At 37.7% G+C, this 21,499-nt stretch carries 23 protein-coding genes; 8 read left to right on the top strand and 15 right to left on the bottom strand.

The window, feature by feature from the left end; translation table 11 throughout:
- Positions 1-822 carry a serine O-acetyltransferase gene (gene cysE, locus ACIH2S_RS19100; protein ID WP_036950776.1) on the top strand — a complete coding sequence of 274 codons (822 nt, stop codon included), beginning with the start codon at positions 1-3 and terminating at the stop codon, positions 820-822.
- Positions 823-828: 6 nt separating this feature from the next.
- Here the strand turns inward: cysE and ACIH2S_RS19095 are convergent, their stop codons facing one another.
- From ACIH2S_RS19095 to cpxR, 15 genes are all read right to left on the bottom strand, one after another.
- Positions 829-1,089 (bottom strand): Txe/YoeB family addiction module toxin, encoded by a 261-nt coding sequence (locus tag ACIH2S_RS19095; protein ID WP_036950778.1) that lies wholly within the window; start codon positions 1,087-1,089, stop codon positions 829-831.
- The gene (locus ACIH2S_RS19090) at positions 1,082-1,336 is read right to left on the bottom strand and encodes a type II toxin-antitoxin system Phd/YefM family antitoxin (protein WP_006663215.1); all 255 of its coding nucleotides are present in this window, start codon (positions 1,334-1,336) and stop codon (positions 1,082-1,084) included. The genes ACIH2S_RS19095 and ACIH2S_RS19090 overlap by 8 nt, the downstream gene beginning before the upstream one ends.
- A gap of 103 nt (positions 1,337-1,439) precedes the next feature.
- Positions 1,440-1,943, bottom strand: a complete 504-nt coding sequence (gene trmL / locus ACIH2S_RS19085) for a tRNA (uridine(34)/cytosine(34)/5-carboxymethylaminomethyluridine(34)-2'-O)-methyltransferase TrmL (RefSeq protein WP_006660558.1) — start codon at positions 1,941-1,943, stop codon at positions 1,440-1,442.
- Between the two features lie 119 nt (positions 1,944-2,062).
- Positions 2,063-4,144, bottom strand: coding sequence for a polysaccharide biosynthesis tyrosine autokinase (locus ACIH2S_RS19080; protein WP_430247868.1), 2,082 nt, complete (start codon positions 4,142-4,144; stop codon positions 2,063-2,065).
- A 32-nt stretch (positions 4,145-4,176) separates the two neighbouring features.
- The gene (locus ACIH2S_RS19075; protein WP_196712520.1) at positions 4,177-4,605 is read right to left on the bottom strand and encodes a low molecular weight protein-tyrosine-phosphatase; all 429 of its coding nucleotides are present in this window, start codon (positions 4,603-4,605) and stop codon (positions 4,177-4,179) included.
- A gap of 22 nt (positions 4,606-4,627) precedes the next feature.
- On the bottom strand, positions 4,628-5,776 hold the full coding sequence (locus ACIH2S_RS19070) for a polysaccharide export protein (protein ID WP_430247867.1): 1,149 nt from the start codon (positions 5,774-5,776) through the stop codon (positions 4,628-4,630).
- 323 nt (positions 5,777-6,099) lie between these two features.
- A complete protein-coding gene (gene galE / locus ACIH2S_RS19065) occupies positions 6,100-7,125 on the bottom strand; it encodes a UDP-glucose 4-epimerase GalE (RefSeq protein ID WP_430247866.1) in 1,026 nt (341 codons plus the stop codon).
- A gap of 26 nt (positions 7,126-7,151) precedes the next feature.
- Entirely contained in the window at positions 7,152-7,892 is a 741-nt protein-coding gene (locus tag ACIH2S_RS19060) for a glycosyltransferase family 2 protein (RefSeq protein WP_430247865.1), read from the bottom strand.
- 10 nt (positions 7,893-7,902) lie between these two features.
- The gene (locus ACIH2S_RS19055; RefSeq protein ID WP_430247864.1) at positions 7,903-9,036 is read right to left on the bottom strand and encodes a hypothetical protein; all 1,134 of its coding nucleotides are present in this window, start codon (positions 9,034-9,036) and stop codon (positions 7,903-7,905) included.
- A 17-nt stretch (positions 9,037-9,053) separates the two neighbouring features.
- Positions 9,054-10,019 carry an EpsG family protein gene (locus tag ACIH2S_RS19050; RefSeq protein ID WP_430248594.1) on the bottom strand — a complete coding sequence of 322 codons (966 nt, stop codon included), beginning with the start codon at positions 10,017-10,019 and terminating at the stop codon, positions 9,054-9,056.
- A gap of 109 nt (positions 10,020-10,128) precedes the next feature.
- Entirely contained in the window at positions 10,129-10,803 is a 675-nt protein-coding gene (locus ACIH2S_RS19045) for a glycosyltransferase family 25 protein (RefSeq protein WP_430247862.1), read from the bottom strand.
- Positions 10,804-10,922: 119 nt separating this feature from the next.
- On the bottom strand, positions 10,923-12,227 hold the full coding sequence (locus ACIH2S_RS19040; protein ID WP_430247861.1) for an O40 family O-antigen flippase: 1,305 nt from the start codon (positions 12,225-12,227) through the stop codon (positions 10,923-10,925).
- The gene (locus ACIH2S_RS19035) at positions 12,224-13,165 is read right to left on the bottom strand and encodes a polysaccharide pyruvyl transferase family protein (protein WP_430247860.1); all 942 of its coding nucleotides are present in this window, start codon (positions 13,163-13,165) and stop codon (positions 12,224-12,226) included. The genes ACIH2S_RS19040 and ACIH2S_RS19035 overlap by 4 nt, the downstream gene beginning before the upstream one ends.
- Positions 13,166-14,007: 842 nt before the next feature.
- Complete coding sequence (gene cpxA / locus ACIH2S_RS19030) at positions 14,008-15,378, bottom strand: envelope stress sensor histidine kinase CpxA (RefSeq protein ID WP_036950809.1); 1,371 nt, start codon at positions 15,376-15,378, stop codon at positions 14,008-14,010.
- Entirely contained in the window at positions 15,375-16,073 is a 699-nt protein-coding gene (gene cpxR, locus ACIH2S_RS19025) for an envelope stress response regulator transcription factor CpxR (protein ID WP_006660535.1), read from the bottom strand. The genes cpxA and cpxR overlap by 4 nt, the downstream gene beginning before the upstream one ends.
- 151 nt (positions 16,074-16,224) lie before the next feature.
- Between cpxR and ACIH2S_RS19020 the strand changes: the two genes are divergently transcribed.
- The 7 genes from ACIH2S_RS19020 to ACIH2S_RS18990 all read left to right on the top strand — a co-directional run bounded on the left by ACIH2S_RS19020 (position 16,225) and on the right by ACIH2S_RS18990 (position 21,187).
- Positions 16,225-16,785: a Spy/CpxP family protein refolding chaperone gene (locus tag ACIH2S_RS19020; RefSeq protein WP_036950811.1), complete on the top strand. Its 561-nt coding sequence runs from the start codon at positions 16,225-16,227 to the stop codon at positions 16,783-16,785.
- Between the two features lie 249 nt (positions 16,786-17,034).
- A complete protein-coding gene (locus tag ACIH2S_RS19015; protein ID WP_132497042.1) occupies positions 17,035-17,337 on the top strand; it encodes a type II toxin-antitoxin system RelE/ParE family toxin in 303 nt (100 codons plus the stop codon).
- Positions 17,334-17,621 (top strand): addiction module antidote protein, encoded by a 288-nt coding sequence (locus ACIH2S_RS19010; RefSeq protein WP_108479168.1) that lies wholly within the window; start codon positions 17,334-17,336, stop codon positions 17,619-17,621. The genes ACIH2S_RS19015 and ACIH2S_RS19010 overlap by 4 nt, the downstream gene beginning before the upstream one ends.
- 154 nt (positions 17,622-17,775) lie before the next feature.
- Positions 17,776-18,357, top strand: a complete 582-nt coding sequence (locus tag ACIH2S_RS19005; RefSeq protein ID WP_108479169.1) for a HutD/Ves family protein — start codon at positions 17,776-17,778, stop codon at positions 18,355-18,357.
- A gap of 254 nt (positions 18,358-18,611) precedes the next feature.
- Positions 18,612-19,367, top strand: a complete 756-nt coding sequence (locus ACIH2S_RS19000) for a M48 family metallopeptidase (RefSeq protein WP_036950820.1) — start codon at positions 18,612-18,614, stop codon at positions 19,365-19,367.
- A gap of 237 nt (positions 19,368-19,604) precedes the next feature.
- Positions 19,605-20,246, top strand: coding sequence for a lysophospholipid acyltransferase family protein (locus tag ACIH2S_RS18995; protein WP_108479170.1), 642 nt, complete (start codon positions 19,605-19,607; stop codon positions 20,244-20,246).
- On the top strand, positions 20,243-21,187 hold the full coding sequence (locus ACIH2S_RS18990) for a phosphatidate cytidylyltransferase (protein WP_036950825.1): 945 nt from the start codon (positions 20,243-20,245) through the stop codon (positions 21,185-21,187). Before ACIH2S_RS18995 ends, ACIH2S_RS18990 begins: the two co-directional genes overlap by 4 nt.
- Positions 21,188-21,499: the final 312 nt, after the last annotated feature.

Here is a 21,499-nt window from a genome sequence, read left to right as displayed (position 1 = left end):
ATGTCGCGTGAAGAACTGGATAGAATTTGGGGTTACATTAAGGAAGAAGCCAAGGCGCTTGCTGACTGTGAGCCTTTACTTGCCAGTTTTTTTAACGCGACATTACTGAAGCATGACAACCTCGGTAGTGCGCTTAGCTATATGTTGGCGAATAAGTTGAGCTCACCGATTATGCCCGCAATGGAAGTCCGCGAAATTGTGGAAGAAGCATATCGTAATGACGAGCAGATGATTTTTTCTGCGGCGATGGATCTCTCTGCTGTTCGTTTACGAGACCCTGCGGTTGATAAATATTCTACGCCACTGCTGTATTTGAAAGGTTTTCACGCCCTACAAGCCTATCGTATTGGGCATTGGTTATGGGGTGAAGGGCGTAAAGCGTTGGCCGTTTATCTGCAAAACCAAATTTCGGTCTCTTTTGGGGTCGATATCCATCCAGCAGCCCGTATTGGCTGTGGGATCATGCTCGACCACGCGACGGGGATCGTGATTGGTGAGACGGCGATTGTCGAAAATGATGTGTCTATTCTTCAGTCTGTTACGCTAGGCGGTACCGGTAAAACCTGTGGCGACCGTCATCCTAAAGTACGTGAAGGGGTGATGATTGGCGCTGGCGCTAAAATTCTGGGCAATATTGAAATTGGTCGCGGCGCAAAAATCGGTGCTGGCTCTGTAGTGTTGCACCCAGTTCCTCCTCATACCACAGTGGCGGGAGTTCCTGCGCGTATTGTTGGTAAGCCAACAAGCGATAAGCCATCGCTGGAGATGGATCAAAACTTTAATGGCAACGTTGATGGTTTTGAAGGCGGGGATGGGATTTAAATAAAGCTAGTAATGATAGCGACAGGCAATGATGATTAGTGCGGTATTTTCGATTGCATAAACTAGCCTATTAGTTTCATCTATTCTACGAGACCAGAAGCCAGCTAAGTTTTCTTTTAGTGGCTCTGGTTTACCTATACCGCTGAATGGCGTTCTTTTTGTGTCTTCAATGAGTTTATTGATCCGCTTTAATGTTTTTTTATCTTGGCTTTGCCAGTATAGATAATCTTCCCAAGCTTGATCCGTCCATGTTAGAAGTCTACTCATTGATTAGCTTTCTCTCTGAAATCTTACCCGCTTTAAATTGCTCGATGGATTTGTTGAGATGCTCTGCATTTGCAGGAGAGCGCAATAGGTAGATGGTTTCCATTAAACTATTGTAGTATTCCAAGGACATAACTACAGCCGCTTCAGAATCACGGCGGGTTATAATCGTCGTATCCATATCATCAACAACTCTATCAAGCACTGCTTTCAAATTGCTTCTAGCATCACTAAAGGAAATGGTTTTCATTGTATGATACCTATCTTGTACTATTTATTGTACAAGTCTAGCAGCAACTTAAATGATGTTCAAGATTTGTTCTAAATCTAGCAAACGGCATAAGCAAACTAAATTAGTCTTTCAGCAGCGCACCCGGATATCCAAGCTGGCGCCAAGTTTCGAAAACCACAACGGCGACCGAGTTAGAAAGATTCATACTGCGGCTTTCAGCCAGCATCGGGATACGAATTTTCTGCTCGATCGGCATATTGTCGAGAACATACGGCGGTAAGCCGCGGGTTTCTGGTCCAAACATCAAATAATCATCTTCCCGATAGCTTACATTGCTGTGGCTTGGCTTACCTTTGGTGGTTAACGCAAACACACGGGCGCCCGTTGGAGACTGATTATTATCAGGATTTAACCCTTCACTTTCTAAGAATGCGTAATAGTCATGATGATGTTTGATATCCGCAAATTCGCTGTAATCTAGCCCTGCACGGCGTAAGCGTTTGTCATCCCAAGTAAAACCGAGGGGATGGATCAGGTGCAGACTAAAGCCTGTATTGGCGCATAAGCGGATGATATTCCCAGTATTTGGTGGGATTTCAGGTTCGAATAAAACAATATGTGGCATAACGTTAACGGCTATTGGTCGGGATGAAAAAGATGATGCAGAGTTTACGCGCAAATTTGGAAAGATGCATTAGTTGTGTCGGTATGAGAGCGAAAGGCGAGGGGTGGCTCGCCATTCTATTAATACTGGTAGACATAATGATAATCGTCAGATTTTTCATCAATGCCATTAAGGATGGTGCCAGTAATTTCGATATTATTTTGTTTGAAATGTTTAAGTGCGCGTTCAATTTCTTTAACGGTATTCACGCCATAATAGGCCACTAAGAGTGATGTGCCGGCATATTTTCCGATAATAGCGGGATCTGTAATCGCAAAAATGGGCGCAGTGTCCAACAAAACCATATCATATTGATGTTTAACTGAGTCCAATAAATGCTTAAATTGCTCGCTCATAAGCAGTTCTGAAGAGTGCGTGGTGCTTTTTCCTCGACTGATAATATCCAAATTCTCAATAACTTGTTGATGTTTTGAGATGGAATCCTCGCCGTGTTGAGATAAGAATTCTGAAAGCCCAGATTTATTTTCTAACCCAAATGTTTTATGAATATGTCCTTTGCGTAAATCAGTATCAATAAGCAGAATTTTTTTACCTGCATTGGCGAGGACGACAGCCATATTCGCAGTAATAAAACTTTTTCCTACATTTGGGGATGCACTTGTCACCATTACAATATTATTGTCTTGATTCATCACAGAGAAATAGACACTTGTTCTTAATGAACGAATGGATTCTATTGCCATATCTGCTGGATTTTCAATGGATAGGGGCTTTTTACTTTCGCGATACCGTGATTTTTTTTCATCCAACGAGAATGGAACGGTGGCATAAACACGAAGGCCTAGCGCCTCGAGTTCTTCCGTGTTCTTAATTTTATTATTGAGAATCTCTTTTCCGATCACAAAGGCGCAGCCCATCACGAGACCCAATAAAGAGGCCAAAACCATGATTAAGCTTTTCTTGGGAGCGATGGCCATGGGGTAAGACTCCGCAGAGTCAATAATTCGCACATCGGCAGTGATCCCTGAATTCAGCACACTGAGTTCGCGTTGCTTGGTCACCAACTGATTATAAATAGCTTGCTCGGATTCAACATCACGAGTTAAACGAATAATTTGCTGCTGGGTGTTTGGTAGCTGTTGAATGTTTTTGCTGGCTTTTTCTTTCTCGAGTAGCAACTTTTGGCGTGTATCAAGTAAGGCTTGATAAGCCGGGTGGCTGCGGGTATATCGTTGTTGAAGCTCCACTTCTTTAAAAGTAAGCTCATTTAGCCTTTCTTCTACATGCAATGCACTCTCAAGCGCGGATTTGGCCTCTAGCGTTAGGTCAATGGACTCATTTTGTTTACGAAACGTATTTAACTGATTCTCATAATGGTCGAGCTTATTTTTTATTTTTGGTATGTAGTTATCTAGAAAAATCAACGTGTTGTTTGTAGCTAGCTTCCTATGTTCTCTATTTTGATTAATATAATTTTGAATCACATTATCTAAAATCTCGATATTTTCTCGCTGATTTGTCCCTTTAATTGTTAAGTTAATGATACCAGAGCCTTTACTGGCTTCATTCATACTGAGACGGCGTCGTAAATTTTCGATAGCAGAATAACGATCATTTTTTATTAAGGTCAGTTTTTCCCCACCTTGAGCGGTACATGAATCAATCAATAAGTGAATTTCACCTTGCTTTAAAGGGATGCCAATTTGCCCATGATAAGTTTGGCCCGCAAGTTCTAGCGTATATTGGCAACTATCTAAAAAGGTTAAAGTGGCGGGTTGACCGATTAAATCTGGGGGGAGTTGATACTCTGCAATATGTACAATAACCGCATCACTCAGAAATTTGGAGAATATCTTTGAAGGCAAAATCTGAATATCTAGATTCAAGTCTGACACGGTTTTGCCTAGCACCATTCTGGATTTAATGACTTCAATTTCTGAATCGATTTGCCCGTTATTGCCGCCAAAAAGCATTCCATCGTTCATTTTTTCTAATAGTGAGGCTTGGTTTACTTTATCGTACTGTAATGTAGCATTCGCTTGGTAAATAGGAGAAGCGAGCCAGCAATACACTCCGGCACTTAAAATGGCGGCAATAGTAAACGCCGCTATCGTTAGCGTGTTAGATTTCAGTGTTTTTAGTATGGCGAGTAAGTCGATTTCATCGGTGTTCGGCACATGCTTTTTTTCTGTATTGTTCATAGAGTTAGTTTTTAAATAAGTTTAAATAGAGTCTAAATCTTTCCTTGCCACGACTCGGCTGCTTTTTCCATAAGCTGATAAACATGCACAAACATCTCCTCGCTATGTTTATAAGGATCTGGGATTTCGGTTTTATCCAGCCATTCACCGAATAACATGACTTTGCCTCGGGTTTGCGGAAATTGCCGATAAAGTTTTTGGGTATGAGTGTTTTCCATTACGAGGATCAAATCCGCCATCTGGCATAAATGCCCGGTTAAACGACGTGAACGATTCTCCTCCAAAGAAATGTGATGGTTTTTTGCTATATGGCGAGCTTGAGCATCAGCAGGTTGATTTTCCAGTGCAATCAGCCCTGCGGAGTGGATCTTTTTTTGGGGGAAAAGCCCCTGCATTAAACGCTCCGCAGTGGGTGACCGGCAGATGTTCCCCATGCATACGATAAGAATGTTATTAAACATAAGTATTTGATTAAAAATAAGATTACCATGCATAAATACGCTTAGTTCCTTCGGCAAGCTGGTTGTATGAGGCGATGGTTGGCAGTAATTGGGTGATTAAACGGTTCCACCGAACAACTGGTGCCGCTGTCACATAAACAAGGTCATAAGGTTGTAATTTAAATTCAGTTCCCATCACGAGTGATGTCGCATCGGAGAGGTCGAGTTGATAAATTTCTGCCATTTTAGAAAAGGGGTTCTCGTCTTCAGAATCTGTTATTGGTGCGGGTTTATGCGTTGACCGAATGACAAAAATCCCTGTTGCACTTGCGGTAGTTTGGCTGAGTCCATTGGCTTTACTTAGCGCTTCAGTGATGCTCATTCCTGCACGGTCGATAGTCAATGTTGATGGTTTCCCCACTTCTCCCATCACAAAGACCTTTTGCGCATCATTACGGGGAACATAGAGAACATCGCCGGATAGCATTAAGTAGTTTTGGGTTAAATCGCCGTATTGAATTAACGATTGCAGCGAGATTTTTATCTCTTTGCCTTCACGGGTGAGGATCACATTGTCCCAGTCCGCTTTTTCGGTTAACCCGCCTGCGGTATTAAAGGCTTCCAAAATAGTGAGAGGGACATTAGTGATGGGCAAGGAACCCGGCTTAGTCACTTCGCCAGACACATAAATTTTTTGCGAACGAAAGGCGGCAATGCTGACATCGATTTGTGGCGCTTCAAGGTAAGCAGCAAGTCGGGTGCTGACTAATTTCCTGATTTCACTGATTGTTTTACCAAGAACGGAGACTTTTCCAATATAGGGATAATAAATGGTGCCATCTGCGTGAACCCAATTCCCTGAATCCGCAGCGCTGCGATAGGAGCCAGCGGGGATAGTGAGCTCAGGGTGATTCCATACGGTAATTGCCAGCACATCTCCCACGCCAACACGATAGTCATAACCGGCTAGTTGCTCTTCAAGCTGAGGATTAGACTTGGCAATTACGGGGGCAATTTGCATTTCACTTAGCAGCTTGGGAGAGATAGGGTAAATATCCACAAGCTGGCTAATATCTTGCTTACCAGTATCAATAGTCCTTTTTCCTGATGTGGAAATATAGGTTCCCGGGACGAGATGACACCCAGAAATTAGGATGCTCATTGTGATAGCCATGAGAAATTTACTGAACATGATAATAGCCCTAATCAGGATGGATAATGGTAATTTTTAGCAATCGAAGTTACACGACACAAAGTCAGCTCGGGATAATAGTTCAGTTTTAAACAAAAAACCAAATAATTCATCCAAAAATCGATGTTATATAAAAATATAATAAAACAAAAAATGATATTGATGCAGAAAATGTTTTGTGAGTGAAAGGTGGTTGGAGGAATAGACTAGAAGCGAACTAGGGAGTGAGTAGGTTAACTGTGTGGTGAGAATAAAGTTTGAGAATGTAAAAAATAAAAAAGCGAGCCGGTGGCTCGCCTAATTGATGCTATATAAAGAATGATTTAGCTTTGATAACCGTTAGGATTCATAGATTGCCAGCGCCATACATCATCAGCCATATCCTGAATGGTATATTTGGCTTTCCAACCAAGCTCGCGCTCTGCTTTTGCTGGAGTTGACCAATATTCAGCAATATCTCCTGCACGACGTTCGGCAATTTTATAAGGGATTGGTTTACCGACAGCTTTTTCAAAAGCAGCGATCACTTCCAGCACGCTGGTTCCTGTACCGGTACCCAGATTATAGATATAAAGCCCTGAATCTTTATTCATATAGTTTAACGCAGCAATATGTCCATCAGCTAAATCCATCACATGGATATAATCGCGGACGCCAGTGCCGTCTTTGGTGGCATAATCCCCGCCGAATACAGCAAGTTCTTTACGGCGACCGACAGCTACTTGCGCAATAAATGGGGTCAGGTTATTTGGGATCCCATTAGGGTCTTCACCCATCAAGCCCGAATTATGTGCACCAACTGGGTTGAAGTAACGTAGTAAGGAAATTGACCATTCGTTATCTGAGATACTGAGGTCAGTTAAAATACGCTCAACCATATATTTACTCGTACCATATGGGCTATTGGTATTTCCGACAGAGGATTCTTCAGTTAACGGGGTATGTTCAGGCTCACCATACACTGTCGCAGAGGAGCTAAAAATTAAGCTTTTAACACCCGCCTGACGCATACTTTGTATTAAAACTAAGGTGCCATTCACATTTACATCATAGTATTCAATAGGTTTTTCGACAGATTCACCGACTGCTTTTAACCCCGCAAAGTGGATGACTGAGCTAATGGAATGTTTAGCAAAAATGGTATCCAAAATGGCTTTATCACGAACATCACCTTGATAAAACGTCGGTTTAGTCCCTGTGATGGTTTCAATGCGGTTCAATACTTCAAGGTTAGCATTGTGAAGATTATCTAAAATAATCGGTTGAATACCTTGTTGGATCATTTGTACGCAGGTATGGCTACCGATATAGCCAAGACCGCCGGTGACTAAAATGTTAGGGTTGCTCATTATTTCACCTTGTCTATTTCTTGATATTAAATTCTTTTTTTAAATGCATGAAAAATATAACAACAAAGATAATAGGAGCTTCGTATAAAATTTAGATTGAGCTCTTTTCTATATATATTCCATTGCCATTTTATTGATCTTATTTTATTACTAGATAATGAGGAGTCATGAATTCGATACTTTGCTAGAGGTTCTTGTACACAATAAGCATTTTTGGTTTTTTCTAGTATAGACAGCCACATCAAATAATCTTCAGCACCAACTTTTTTTTGATAAATTTTACCTACATTATAAGCATTATACATACCTGTTAGATTTCCTATAAAACACGAGCGCAGCATATCATCATAAGTGATTATTTCAGGAGAAAATCTAATATTAATTGTTCCTTTAGTATTGAAGGTTTCGTAATTAGAACAAACAACATTCCAGCCACTATTTAGTATGGATATTTGTTTTTCTATTTTGTTTGGGAACCATATATCATCGCTATCCAGAAAGCAGATGAACTTTCCTTCACTAATTGATATTGATAGGTTTCTGGATTCGGCAACACCTAAGTTAATGCGATTTTTAATAACTTTAATTCTTTTTTCAATACTCTCATAATATTGAATTATTTGTAGAGTATTATCTGTAGAACAGTCGTCTATTATAATTAGCTCCCAGTTCGGATAAGATTGATCTATTATACTTTCTATTGACTCTGTAATTGTATCTTCAGCGTTATATGCTGGCATTATTATAGAAACTAAATCATTTCCCATTTTTTTAATTCTAATGTTTATCTTGTTGGTATTTATCTAATAATTCAGTCCACTGTTTTATTATCATGTTTGGGGTTATTTTTACCTTAGGATGAAAAATATTAGAGTGAAAATTACTATCTGATAATAAAATTTGTATTTTAGACTTTATTTCTTCTTTAAGAAAACTACAGTATTTTTCCTTGTTTGAGCTAAGCCGTATTATTTCAGAGTCTAGGAATACATTCTTCTTTGGAAGAAAGCTGGAATCAAAAATATTTTTTTTATTTTCCATTAGATATTTACTATCTACATATTCAGAAATTGCAAAAATATTAGTTGATATAACTGGTTTGTTGAGGTTCAAAAATTCTATTACAGTTAATGCACTGGAATCAAAGTATGTCGGATGAATTAGTGCATCCCATTTATTTATATGTTTGAAATAGTTGAGGTTATCTAAATTAAATTCAGTTATACTAATAAAAGGGTTATTTTCAATTTTCAGCAAGTACTCTTCAGGTATATCATCCTGCCTAGTTAATAAATTTAAATTTATTGACGTGCCTAATAAGTTTAACTCAATTATAGCATCAACTAACTCTCTTCCACCTTTTAAATTAAATAAACTAGAGCAAAATCCCAAGGTGATATTTTTATTGAATATTTTATTTTCAAGTGTTGGTATTTTGCAATACGGATAAATAATGCCTAAATCTTTTTCCTTTATCATATCACCAAACAATGCATACGCAGATTTTTTGGCAGCTTCAGAATAAAACACAAAGCCTAGAAAATTATTTTTTTTAATTAAAAAAGAGGCTATTTTTTTATTAAAGAAATTATTCTTCTTCATATTGTAACTTAGAATACCTAATCCATTCTCACAGTAACATATATATTTTTTTTTAGTAAAAATCAATCTTGAGCCAGGTTCAATTATTATATCAGCAGAAATTTTCTGACTTAATAAGAGCTCGTAGGGGAGAAACCATTCAATGGGTGGCAAGAATGTACTTTTAATAAAGTTAAATATTTTTTCTTTATATGTTTTACCTGATATTTCATGCATCTGTTTAGATTTTTCATGGGTTCTATCCCATTTCATATCATCGGCTAAATTTTTCATCCATCGACGGGATGAGCGAATAAAGATAGATTTCATAGGTCACATCATTTAAGTTAAAATAAAAATGTATTATATTTGAATTCTGCAATTGGAAATGCAACGACTTTAAGAACATATGGGGTTAAGATATATATAATCATTGCTAATACGATTAGGTATTTTTTTCTACTAAATGCTGACTTTAAAGAATAGTATAAAGGGATAATATAGAAATACACAAAGAAGTAATTTATTCTAGAAAAAAAATCAAAATGGTAAACTAGAATAAACATATTTGCAGTGATAACCCATAGACCTATCAATCGTTTAGAATATTCAGTTATACTAATACCCTTTATAATTGAAAAAAAATAGATAATGATAGGGAGATAATAAAGTTTTGTAAACAAATTAACTATACTAACCTTTGTGAAATTCCCTTCTGTAAGATATAAAGAATAATAAGAGAAAAAGGTATCTATAATATATGTTGAAATTATGGTGAATGGATTAAAAAAATAAATTAGAAAAGTTGAAATGTAGATTACCAAAGCATGCTTATAAAACCATGTATACCACTTCATAGGTATTAACAGCATTGGAGCAACAACAAAGGCTGACTTGTGAAATAGCGTTGCTATTATTATTAGGAAAATAAAATTTAAATTTTTATTTTCTAATCTATAAAGTAATGCAAGAACAAATAAATAAATAGAAAATGATGCTCTAATAATATTCATTTGTGTATGCAAAAGATTAGTTACTGTAAAAAAGAGAAAGAAAATAATAACTAAATTATATCCATGGCGTTTTAGTATGTTGAATGATGAAATTATAAGGCATGATTGTAATATTGAAACAAAAATAAAGAAAAATCTACTATCAGAATTAAAATAATGAATTACTTTTACTAAGTAGTAAAAAGCAATTTCATTATTTCTATAATAATACTCTAATATATTGGTGTTATTAAAAATCCTCTCGTAACTAAAATAATCAGAACCTACACCATATTGTAATGATGGCAGTAGGGATAGCATGAAGATTACAGCAATGGATAAACTATATCTAGCACAATTAGACCGATAATATATATTATAGATATATATTATCGGTAAAGTTAAAAAATTTAAAATTAAATATGCCATATTATCTTGCTAAGATTCTTTCGCTTTCAATTGTACTATTGGATATATCTATTGGGTGTGAAAAAAAATTCTCAAAGTATATGTTTTTAATTTTTGTATTTTTCAAAATAAATCCCCAGTCATCAGCCATAAAAGTATATTTAGACATCAGTTGATCTATCATCAATGCAGTATTTCTATGAATCATATAGCAACACGTGCGATAAATCCATCTATGAGTACCCATAATTATTTTTCTTGTGTCGTTCTTTTGCCTAATAAAAAGAACTTTCTTAAAACTCGCTAATCCATCCTGGCCTCCAAGAATATATATAGAGTCAGTATGTAAGGATTCTAATTTTTCTGTTAGCTTATTTAAATTGTTAATTAAACTTACATCATCTTCTAATACTATTAACCACTCATTCCCATGAATTATAAAATCATGAATTGTCTCTTTATGACTCAAGAAACATCCTAACTCTGATGGCGTTAGGTATTTTCGCCCTTTCCTTTTCGATGTTTCACATCTAGAAGCACAAAAATATTCATGAGCATTCATATTCTTACCATTAATGGCGTAGGATATTTTGGAATTATAGCCTTGACTTTCTAATTCTTTGGCGATCTTATCTCTTCTAACAGAATGTTCTTTAAGCGATATAATTGCAACATCTAATGTGTCAGTATTTTTCATTTTTATCTCATTAATAATTAAAAAATATAATTTCTTTGATTGGTTAGATAGCGATTAGTATTGTTCATCATAACTAAGTAGATGAGTCAATATAATATCTTCTATGTTTAATTTTTGTTTTATTGGTCATGATCATTTCTACATTGGAGTATATATCCATATGATATTTTTTTAGACCAATAAATTGAGCCCAAAATTATAACTGACGGTAAAATAAAATAGGCATTAGGTAAAAATAAACAAGAAAAAAAGAAAGCTAATGGGCATATTAAACTATGATAAGCAGATACAACTGCGAAAGGTTCAACTTTAAAACAACGAATGAAATTATTATTTGTTGTGAGAATTAGTAAGAAAATAAAAAATAAAAAAATCTGCAATGATATATATATATTTGATATCTTATTAAAAATATAAAAATCAGGCATAATATGACTTAATGTTAAAAAAAATGAATATCCCAATACGAGGATGGTTAATGCAATCTTTCTATATTTCAAAAATGATTTATATGTAATGTTGACTTTTCTTTGGGATATTTGTGCTGAATAATATGTCATGTGTGATTGAGTAAATGATTCAGCAATAGAAAATCCTGCTTTAGCTAGAGTAAAAGTGAAAATTAGTTTTCCAGCATCAATTGGTGATAAGGTTTTAAACGCAATTAAATTAAATCCATTCCAAAAAATAAAGCCTAGACCCCAAACAATTGAAACCTTAGATAGTAGAGGCCAAAGCTCTTTAAATACTTCGATTAGCCTCACTTTAACATTACAAGATTTTATTTTTTTCAAAAATTTTAAAAAGGATGGTAATAATATTAAATATAGAAAAATATTTGATATTATTAAACCTAGTGAAATGCTATATAAACCAAAGTCTAAATACAATGAAATACAAATCATTATTGGATTAATAATTGAAGATATAACTTGTGATTTGTATAAAATTAATTGTTGTTGTGCGCCTTCTAATAAAAGTGATATTGGTGTTAATAAACTAACCAATGATGATGAGATAACAAGACACCACCAAGGATAAAACCAATCAACATTACCATTATATGAACTATAGAAAAGGTTTCCACCATAGCCAACAAAGAGTATTATAAATATTGATATGGCGAGAAACCACAGAATTGAAAAATAAAAATATGATTTTATTTTAAAATTAATTTTATCTTCAGTATGAGAGAATGAATGCGCGATTGATAGCTTTATTACATGACCAATACCTAGTTCTGCTAATTGCTGCATAGCAATTAGATTAAAAAAAGTAAAATAAAAACTAATTTCTTCTAATGATAGTTTTTTTCCTATAATTAGTAATATCACAGGCCCTGAAATGGCTTTGAATAAACGAGATAAACCGGAGTATGAGGCTAGTTTAGCTAATTTCAGGTTTGAGGTTTTATTTTCTTTCACTTACTAGATATCTCTTTTCTTAATAGCTCATTTTCCTCTATCCATGCATCAAAATAATTTGAGTTTTTACCATATGCATTATCATAAATTACTATTTTCTTACCTAACAATAGGGAGAGAATGAAACCATGTAGGCGGTCAGTATGTACCTCATCAAAGCTACTAAAATATTGTTCAGCTCTAAAGCATAGATTGGATGAATTTTTTAGCCAATAATTATTGATTTTACTTTTCAAAAAAGGAGTTAGCTGTAAAAGAGAAAATAATTTCAGTATTAATATATCGTTAATTCCTATCATATCATCCCAATCAAACTCTTTTTTGTATAGTGATGGCACTGAATTTAGAGTTTCTTTATCTCTTCTTCTTAAGTTAAGTATCTTCTTTATATAGTTTAAGTCAGTGACTTCTTTGGTGTAAATTAATGGGTGTAGACTATGAGCCATATCAGGCATTAGTTTCACATTTTTAGAAAATGAATTAGCTATCTCAAAGGATTTTTTATCTCTCACAAATATGTGAAGGTTGGGATGTGATGAAAATATTTTTTCACACTTAATTTTATTTTCAATACTCTCAAAATGAATTGATTGCGGAAGTATAACTATTTTTTTATTCTTATATTTTAATATGAGTTTTTCTCTTAATTTTTGGTGTCGGGGATATAAGTCCCCAATATTTCCACCTCCATGGAATAATATAGTATCTGATTCTTCAATTTTCTTATTGTTTATATTCGAGAAAAAAGCACGGTGAATTACATTTATATCAAAATCACGTATAAATTGTTCTGTTCCTAAATATATTAGCTGATCTCCGATATTATAATGTAAAGGTATATCAATATAAGAGACAGAATCATTTTTAATTAATTCAGCAATTTCTGAATGCATATTTTTTAATTTTGTTAAATTATCAATTAATTTTTCTTTGTACATTTGACGTTGTGATTCCGTTGTATTTATATTAAAGAATGCTATTCGAGCAGTGAGGTGAATATTTTAATTTCAAAAACCCATAGCTACCGCACTGGGTTATCGGGTCCCAGAGCGCCATTGAATTTCAAAATTTAGTGTTTATTAATTGAAAATACTGCATTTTTTGCAGGATTGATCAATTGATAAACACTGCTTATGATAGCCTTCCCATATAGGTTGACTCGTGCCGTAAGCACAATCAATCAAAAGCCCTTAATAATAGCACTAAAGTATCGGAGTGACTATCGGTGTGAGACGCCTAAAAATCACTACTTTACCCGTAATCATCTGATCACCTTTTTGAAACCATTAAGTGAGTTATTAGTATATAGTTCTATCAAAAATTGTTAATTTCACATTGGATGGCATATTGGTTTGAGTGGTATCTATACGTAGGGGCTAATATGATAGTCAAGAAAAAGCATGTATACGGCTAGATAGTATAAAAAATAATGATAATCACAGCTGTAACTTGATGTATGTTATTAATATATAAATAGATCACGCCCGTGCGGCGTAGAAAAAGGTAATTACTCGAATAACGATATAATCAATGAAATATAATATTTATAAGAATTGTCTGAGCTATTTCTTACTTACAAGTATATGTGGTAAACGCGTATAGGCAAATATCATTAAATGTTTGAGACACTAATTTCATCACTGTTTGTGAATATGAATAAGTTAATTATCAGCCAGGTTGAGTTTGGTAGGGAATATTCGGCGAAATAAGATAGGAATATATGGCTGATATATAAAAAGGTCTTTGGCACATAAGCACCAAAGACCTTCATAATGCAAGATTAGCGTCCGTGTTCTGGCAGCCAAATCTGTAGGCGTAATCCACCTAGCGGGCTGTCGTCAGCTTTTACCCAGCCTTTATGTTGGGAAATCGCTGTTTCAACAATTGCTAAGCCAAGCCCTGTACCGCCGGTTTCTCTGTCGCGAGCTTCGTCGGTGCGATAGAAAGGTCGGAAGATATGCTCGCGGTCAGCAGGGCTAACTCCCGGGCCATCATCGTCGACAGTAATTAAAATACCGTTATTTTCTTCTTTGAAATCAACCGCAATATGGGTATTTGAGTAACGTAGCGCGTTACGTACTATGTTTTCAAACGCGCTGCCAATGGCGGATGGATTGCAATATAACGGCCATGAGCCTGGGTGCGACGTGACATCCAACGTCTTGTTCATCTGCTCCGCTTCGAAGCTTGCATCATCCAGAATATCTCCCCATAACTCATCGGCTTTGATGTGTTCGCGAAGAATTTCATTTTTATGCTGGCTGCGAGAGAGAACCAGCAAGTCATTGATCATGCTATCTAAACGGTGAGTTTCTGTTTCGATGCGCTCCAGTTCTTTACTCTCACCATGGCGGCGACGTAATAATGCCGTCGCTAGCTGTAATCGTGTGAGTGGGGTACGCAACTCGTGAGATATGTCAGAAATCAATCGCTGCTGGGCAGTGACCATGCCATCTAACGCACTGATCATCTGGTTAAAACTGTTACCCGTCGATAAGAATTCTTGTGGACCCGATTCTAGCTCTGGGTGTGGGCGCAAGTTACCTTTTGCCACATCGTCCGCCGCCATTTTTAATTTACGGGCAGGGCGAGCCAAGCTCCATGATAGCCATAATAGCAACGGTGCGCTGATTAACATTGTGGCAATCAAGAGTAAAAATGGTCTGTCAAACAAGAGGTTAATAAAGTCTGATTGCGGGCTGCTTGCAGGGCGAACTAAATAGAGTTGGTAATGATCTTCACCGTCTCGAATAGAAAATGGGCCCAAAATTTCTGCGCGTCCGTACTTTTTCTTCTTCGGATGGTCGGCATTATCAGATTGACCAATAAAGTTGCGGATCACCTGCATTTCACTCGGCATCGCACCAATCACGCGGCCTTCACTGGTCACGATAATCAACCGTTGCCCTGGGGGCGCCCATTTTTTGATGGCGTTGGAAATCCGTCGCCACCAAAGTAGGTCGTTCATTGGAGCTTGCGCGAGTTCGGCTTCGATGTGTTGCTCAAGCATCTCCCCTTGGCGTTGCTCACTTTCCATCAGGACGGTGAGCTGCCGAGAGTCTAGCTTAGGCACCATCAGCACTAGCATTAATACTAGTGCGAGGGTAAACCAGAAAATCGCAAATATTCGAGCTGTTAAGCTGTTGATCATGTGGCAGAAACCATCAAGTAACCGCGTCCACGCAAGGTTTTAAACCAAGGTTGACCATCGGTGCGTTCTGGAAGTTTGCGGCGCAAGTTTGAAATATGCATATCAATCGCACGGTCAAATGGCGTGAGGCGCTTACCCAAAACTTCTTGGCTTAAATGCTCTCTTGAAACCACTTGCCCTAAATGCTGGGCTAATAGATAGAGCAAAGTAAACTCGGTGCCGGTTAAATCAAGGATTTCGTTATCGAAGCTGGCTTCTTGACGACCCGGATTGAGCTGTAATTTATCCACTTGTAAGGTTGGGGTGTTGCTGTTGTCCCCTTGAGTTTGCTCGCTCCAGTTTGAGCGGCGCAGTAACGCACGAATCCGCGCTACTAACTCCCTATCGTTAAATGGTTTTGGTAAATAGTCATCGGCACCGAGCTCTAAGCCCAGCACTTTATCTAATTCACTGCCACGCGCCGTTAACATAATGACTGGCGTTTGGTGAATTTGGCGTAACTCTTTTAATGTCTCAATACCGTTTTTCTTCGGCATCATGACGTCGAGTAATAATAGGTCAATGGATGAATCGATTTGCTGTAATGCTTGCTCACCGTCATAAGCGATGACAACATTGAAACCTTCCATTTCCAGCAGTTCTTTTAAAAGCGACGTGAGTTCACGGTCGTCATCAACTAATAGGATTTTATGCATTAATTAAGTCCTCCAACTGCCAAAATACGATAACAATCTTCACGTTTCCATGACTTTACGTTCTTTTACATGCTCTGACGCTAGTTTGCAGCCGACCGCGTATATTTAACTCCATTGAATCACGAGCATCGTTCGGAGACAAGGTATCTAAATGCAAAGAATAGTACACAGAACAAAACACAGTTCAGTACATAAAACAGCCGCATACGTTTTAGCTTCTGCATTTGTTTTCGGGCCAGTCGCTGCGTTTGGTGAAGCATCTGAAAGTAGTGTTAATGATGAACCATCATTAGTGCTTCAAATGCAACCGGACCAGCCACTACAAACCACACATATTGCTATTCAGTTTCAGATCCCTGAATCATTAAATAGCGACGAACGTGCCAGTGAATTTATGTTTAATGGTATCACGTTGAGTGAGAAACAGCGCCAACAGCTTCGTGACTTGATGGCTACCCAGCGCCACCGTCATGGTGAAAATGTTGCTTCAATACAAGAACGTGAGTCATTACACAAACTTATTATAGCGGATCGCTTTGATGATAAAGCTGTCCGAGCGCAACTTGAGAAACAATTGCAAAAAGAATTGGATGAACGCGTTGAGATGGCTCGCATCCATCACGAGCTTTACCAGTTACTGACGCCAGAGCAAAAGGCGCAGCTTGAGCAAATTAATCAGCATAAGTTCGCTGAATATCAAGTTATGCAGTAGAGATTCCTAGTAGTGAGTGTAGTTGAGTTTTTTAAAGCCTGTAGTTGAGTTTCTAAGCTGTATCGTTGAGTTTCGAAGTAAGTAGTGAAGTAGCAATAACTGAAGTTTTTCCTTGCCATAGACACCATCCCTGTCTTTATAGCCCCTTTTTAAGGGGCTTTTTTTTTGTGTTAAATGGAACTATGTTAACTATAGTTGACAATGTGAGTGTGATAACTATAGTTAACAGATAGCGAGAAGGGAGGCTCTATGTTGACCGTACTAACGACAGATATTTTTAATAGATGGATGCATGACCTGAAAGATATTCGAGCAAAAACAAAAATACAGGTAAGAATTCGGCGTTTGAAGCAAGGCAATTTTGGTGATGTTGAATCAATAGGTGATGGTTTTTCTGAATTAAAAATACATGAAGGGAAAGGATATCGCGTTTATTTAAGAAAGATTGATAATACAATCGTATTGTTAATCAGCGGTGGTGATAAATCGACGCAGCAAAAAGATATCGACAAAGCCAAACAAATTTTTCGTGAAATTGAAGGTGATCTATGAATATTAAAATAAAAGAGTATGACATTGCTGAGCATTTAACGAACGAAGAAGAAATTCAGCTGTATCTTAATGAAATATTAGAAGAAGGCGATACGGCACTCATTCTTGCGGCATTAGGCGATATTGCTAGAGCGAGAAATATGACCCAATTAGCAAAGGAAGTAGGAATGAGCCGAGAAGGGCTATATAAGGCACTATCTGGTGAAGGCAACCCTGCATTTACCACTATCTTGAAGATAGTTCATTCACTAGGACTAAAGCTGCAATTTAAGAGCGCAAGATAACCCTCTTTTTTACTCTTCTATTAATATCAGTAATATTTTTATTACTGATATGTTGTCTATACATTCACTTTCCACGTACTATCTTTATTTCCAGCGATTATTCCGAACACTTGCAAAATAGATTTTCACACATCCAAAGAGGTCATATTGCGCCATGATCCAGAAACTTACTGCTCAAGATTATAAAAAAATGCCTTGGAAAAATGGGCAAGGATTTACGTTAGAACTCGCAAGAAGCCACGGGGAAGGACTAGAAAATTTTGACTGGCGAGTGTCGATTGCAGACGTAAAATCCGCAGGCTCCTTCTCTTTCTTTCCAAATAAACAACGCATTATTGGTGTGCTGGAAGGCACTGGAATTGTCTTGCAGATAGATAAAAACTCGCCAGTTTCTTTATTACAAAAGCAATTTCATGCCTTTAATGGTGAAAGTGATGTATATGCCGAATTAATCAATGAAGCCATCCGCGATTTTAATTTGATTTACAACCCTGAAAAGTATTCAGCTCGGCTGCAGTGGGTATCTTGTGAGTCAGCAAACTCGTGGATCAGTAATGGAAACTGTGTGCTGATTTTTAACTTACAGGGCAAGTTAGAATTGCAGGTAGATGGGCAGCACTCAGTCTTAAATGATTTTGAAACCCTATTGGTCGAAAAAACAGGTGCTCCTACGCAATATATTGCTTCTCCTGAGTGTCATGGGGACTTTTGTGTGATTGAGTTATTCGAAAGATAACGCTACAAAGCCATTTAAGTCATTTTAGAGTGATTTAACTCAGTCAAATCGCGACTATTTAGTTAGCGGATAATTCTGATAATTTCACTCTTTGGACAAAATTGTTATCAAATTCATAGATTGCTTATTTAATGGCTTTATTCTTATTGTGATTTTAAACAGAATCTTTAGGCTATATCTCCGAATCGTTATTAGAACGAGAATGGTTTATTAAAAACAGTAATATAATTTTTGTAGCAAGGAAAAAAAAGAAGATGAAAATGAAGGCGCTTGTTGCGGTCGCAGTTTCTGCGGTCATTATGACTGGCTGTAAGAGTATGGACACTGGGCTGATGACCAACTCTGGAATGCAATTATTCCAAGCTGCAACATTATCTGATGCAGATGTTAAAAAATTCAGTGATGACGCTTGTAAAGAGATGGATGCAGAAAACAAAATTGCTCCAGCTTCAAGCAAATATACTCAACGCTTAAACAAAATTGCTAAAGCACTGGGTAACGAAGTTGACGGTACTCCGGTTAACTATAAAGTTTACATGACCAAAGATGTGAACGCATGGGCAATGGCAAATGGCTGTGTACGTGTATACAGCGGTCTGATGGACATCATGAACGACAACGAAGTTGAAGGTGTTCTGGGTCACGAGATGGGTCACGTTGCTTTAGGTCATACCCGTAAAGCAATGCAAGTTGCTTATGCAGCAGTTGCAGCACGTACTGCGGCAGCGGCAACAGGTAACGATGTTGCGACTCAATTAAGCTCTTCACAATTAGGTGAGCTGGGTCAAAAACTGGTTAACTCTCAGTTCTCTCAACACCAAGAAAGCCAAGCAGATGATTTCTCTTATGATCTGCTGAAAAAACGTGGTGTGGATACTAAAGGCTTAGTGACTGGTTTTGACAAATTAGCAAAACTGGGCAGCAAAGAAACTAGCATGTTTGATTCTCATCCACCGTCAGATGAGCGTGCACAACATATCCGTGACCGTATCGCTGCAGATAAAAAATAATTTTTATCTTGAATGATATTAATGGGGAAGCTAAGGCTTCCCCATTTTTTATCTAACATCTGAGTTTTATATATAACCTGCATTTTATCTTAATTCTGGTGGTGAAAATAAAGTCACAAATCAGAACTTATCCAGTTGTACTCTTGTTCGACGCTGCATATCTTATTAAGCAAATACGATTAAGAATTTTTTTTATCATTGTTTTATTTGTGCTCGATAAGAGAGCAAGGAAAAAAGATGGAAAAAACACAGCGAGTTTCTCTACTGGCGAAAGGAATGGGAATGCTGTTGTCCGGTACTTGTCGTTTATTAACGGGTGTCCGTACACGTTGGGTCGGATGCCAACCGGCTATTACCCCCCGCATCTACTATGCTAACCACTCAAGTCACCTCGACGGGTTGGTTATCTGGTCAGGGCTACCCCCCTTAATGCGCCATTTTGTTCATCCTGTTGCCGCCAAAGATTATTGGGATGGCACGCCGTTTCGCCGATACCTCGTCAATAAAGTGTTTCGAGCCGTATTGGTTGATAGAAAAGGGGACAAACCTGCCAAAGAGTCTGTACTTGGGCCACTAGAAGCGGTGCTTGCTGCAAACCATTCATTAATTTTATTTCCAGAGGGAACCCGAGGAGATGGTGAGGAACTGGGTAGCTTCAAAAGCGGAATTTATCATTTAGCGAAAAAATATCCCAATGTTGAAGTCATCCCAGTGTATTTGGAAAATTTAAATCGCGTGCTACCGAAAGGAACAAAGCTCGTGGTTCCAGTTATCTGTTCAGCAACGGTTGGGAAGCCACTATCCCCACTGACTGAAGATGAAAATAAGGCGGATTTTTTGCAAAGAGCGAAAGTTGCACTTGAGGAGATGATGCCATGAGTCTTTGGGATCGTGAATTAGCACTGCTGTTATCTGGTGTCTTCGGTATTTTGATGGTCGCCAGCGTAATAGGCGGCATTCTGGCATACCGTTATTCAGGGGAAAAAAGTAACCCAACCATTGATAACTTAAATGCGCGCATTCGTGCTTGGTGGGTGATGTGCATCGTCTGCGTTTTGGCGGTAGTGCTTGGGAATATTGGGGTCGTGATCCTGTTTGCGTTGATCTCTTTCTTTGCATTAAGGGAATTTATTACGCTAGCACCGACTCGCCGTAGCGATCATGAAGCGTTATTTTGGTGTTTTTTCGTCTTCCTTCCTCTGCAATATGTGCTGGTTGGGATTGAGTGGTATGGGATGTTCTCGATTTTTGTGCCCGTGTTTGTCTTCTTGTTTTTACCTACGCGAATCGCGTTGGCGGGGGATACTTACCACTTCCTCGAACGTACGGCGAAAATACAGTGGGGTATGTTGGTCACGGTATTCTGCTTGAGCCACGTACCGGCATTATTGATGCTGAATATTGAAGGTTACCAAGGGGAAAACGTTAAGCTGTTGCTGTTCTTAATTGTGGTCACGCAAATCTCTGATGTATTGCAATATGTATTCGGTAAGTTACTTGGCAAACACCCTATTGTGCCTAAGCTTAGCCCAAATAAAACCGTCGAAGGATTTATCGGCGGCATATTAACGTCAGTGCTGATTGGTATCTGTTTGTACTGGGTGACGCCATTTAGTTGGTGGGCGGCAGGGTTAATGTCACTGGCGATTACGTTAATGGGCTTTGTCGGTGGGTTGTGTATGTCTGCAATTAAGCGCGACAGCGGGATCAAAGACTTTGGAGCCATCATTGAAGGACATGGCGGAATGTTAGATAGAATTGATTCTCTCTGTTTTGCTGCACCAATTTTCTTCCACCTAACGCGTTATTTTTATACCTAATAGACTGTTATAAATAGATTTTTCCATTTTTCATCAACCACAGAAGCACCTTAGGGTGCTTTTTTTATAGGAAAATGCCCCGCATCTTGCAATGATGGGGTCGTGCTGAGATTAACATGCTATCATCGAGACTTAATTTGTACTTCGAAGTAAGATGATTACGTTGAGTGGGTTGGTTTTCGTCATTTGAGCTAAAATTATGTAATCGAGATCACAAGAAAACATAAAAGTTGGCGAGAAAACCCATGCATAATCCTTGCTTTGTCGTATTATTTCGCTTGTTGAATCAATTCAGCAAAATTATTGGCTGAG

It is taken from the genome of Providencia lanzhouensis (assembly GCF_050469745.1).
GTDB classification, from domain to species: domain Bacteria; phylum Pseudomonadota; class Gammaproteobacteria; order Enterobacterales; family Enterobacteriaceae; genus Providencia; species Providencia lanzhouensis.
This window is presented reverse-complemented; position numbering and strand designations above follow the sequence as displayed.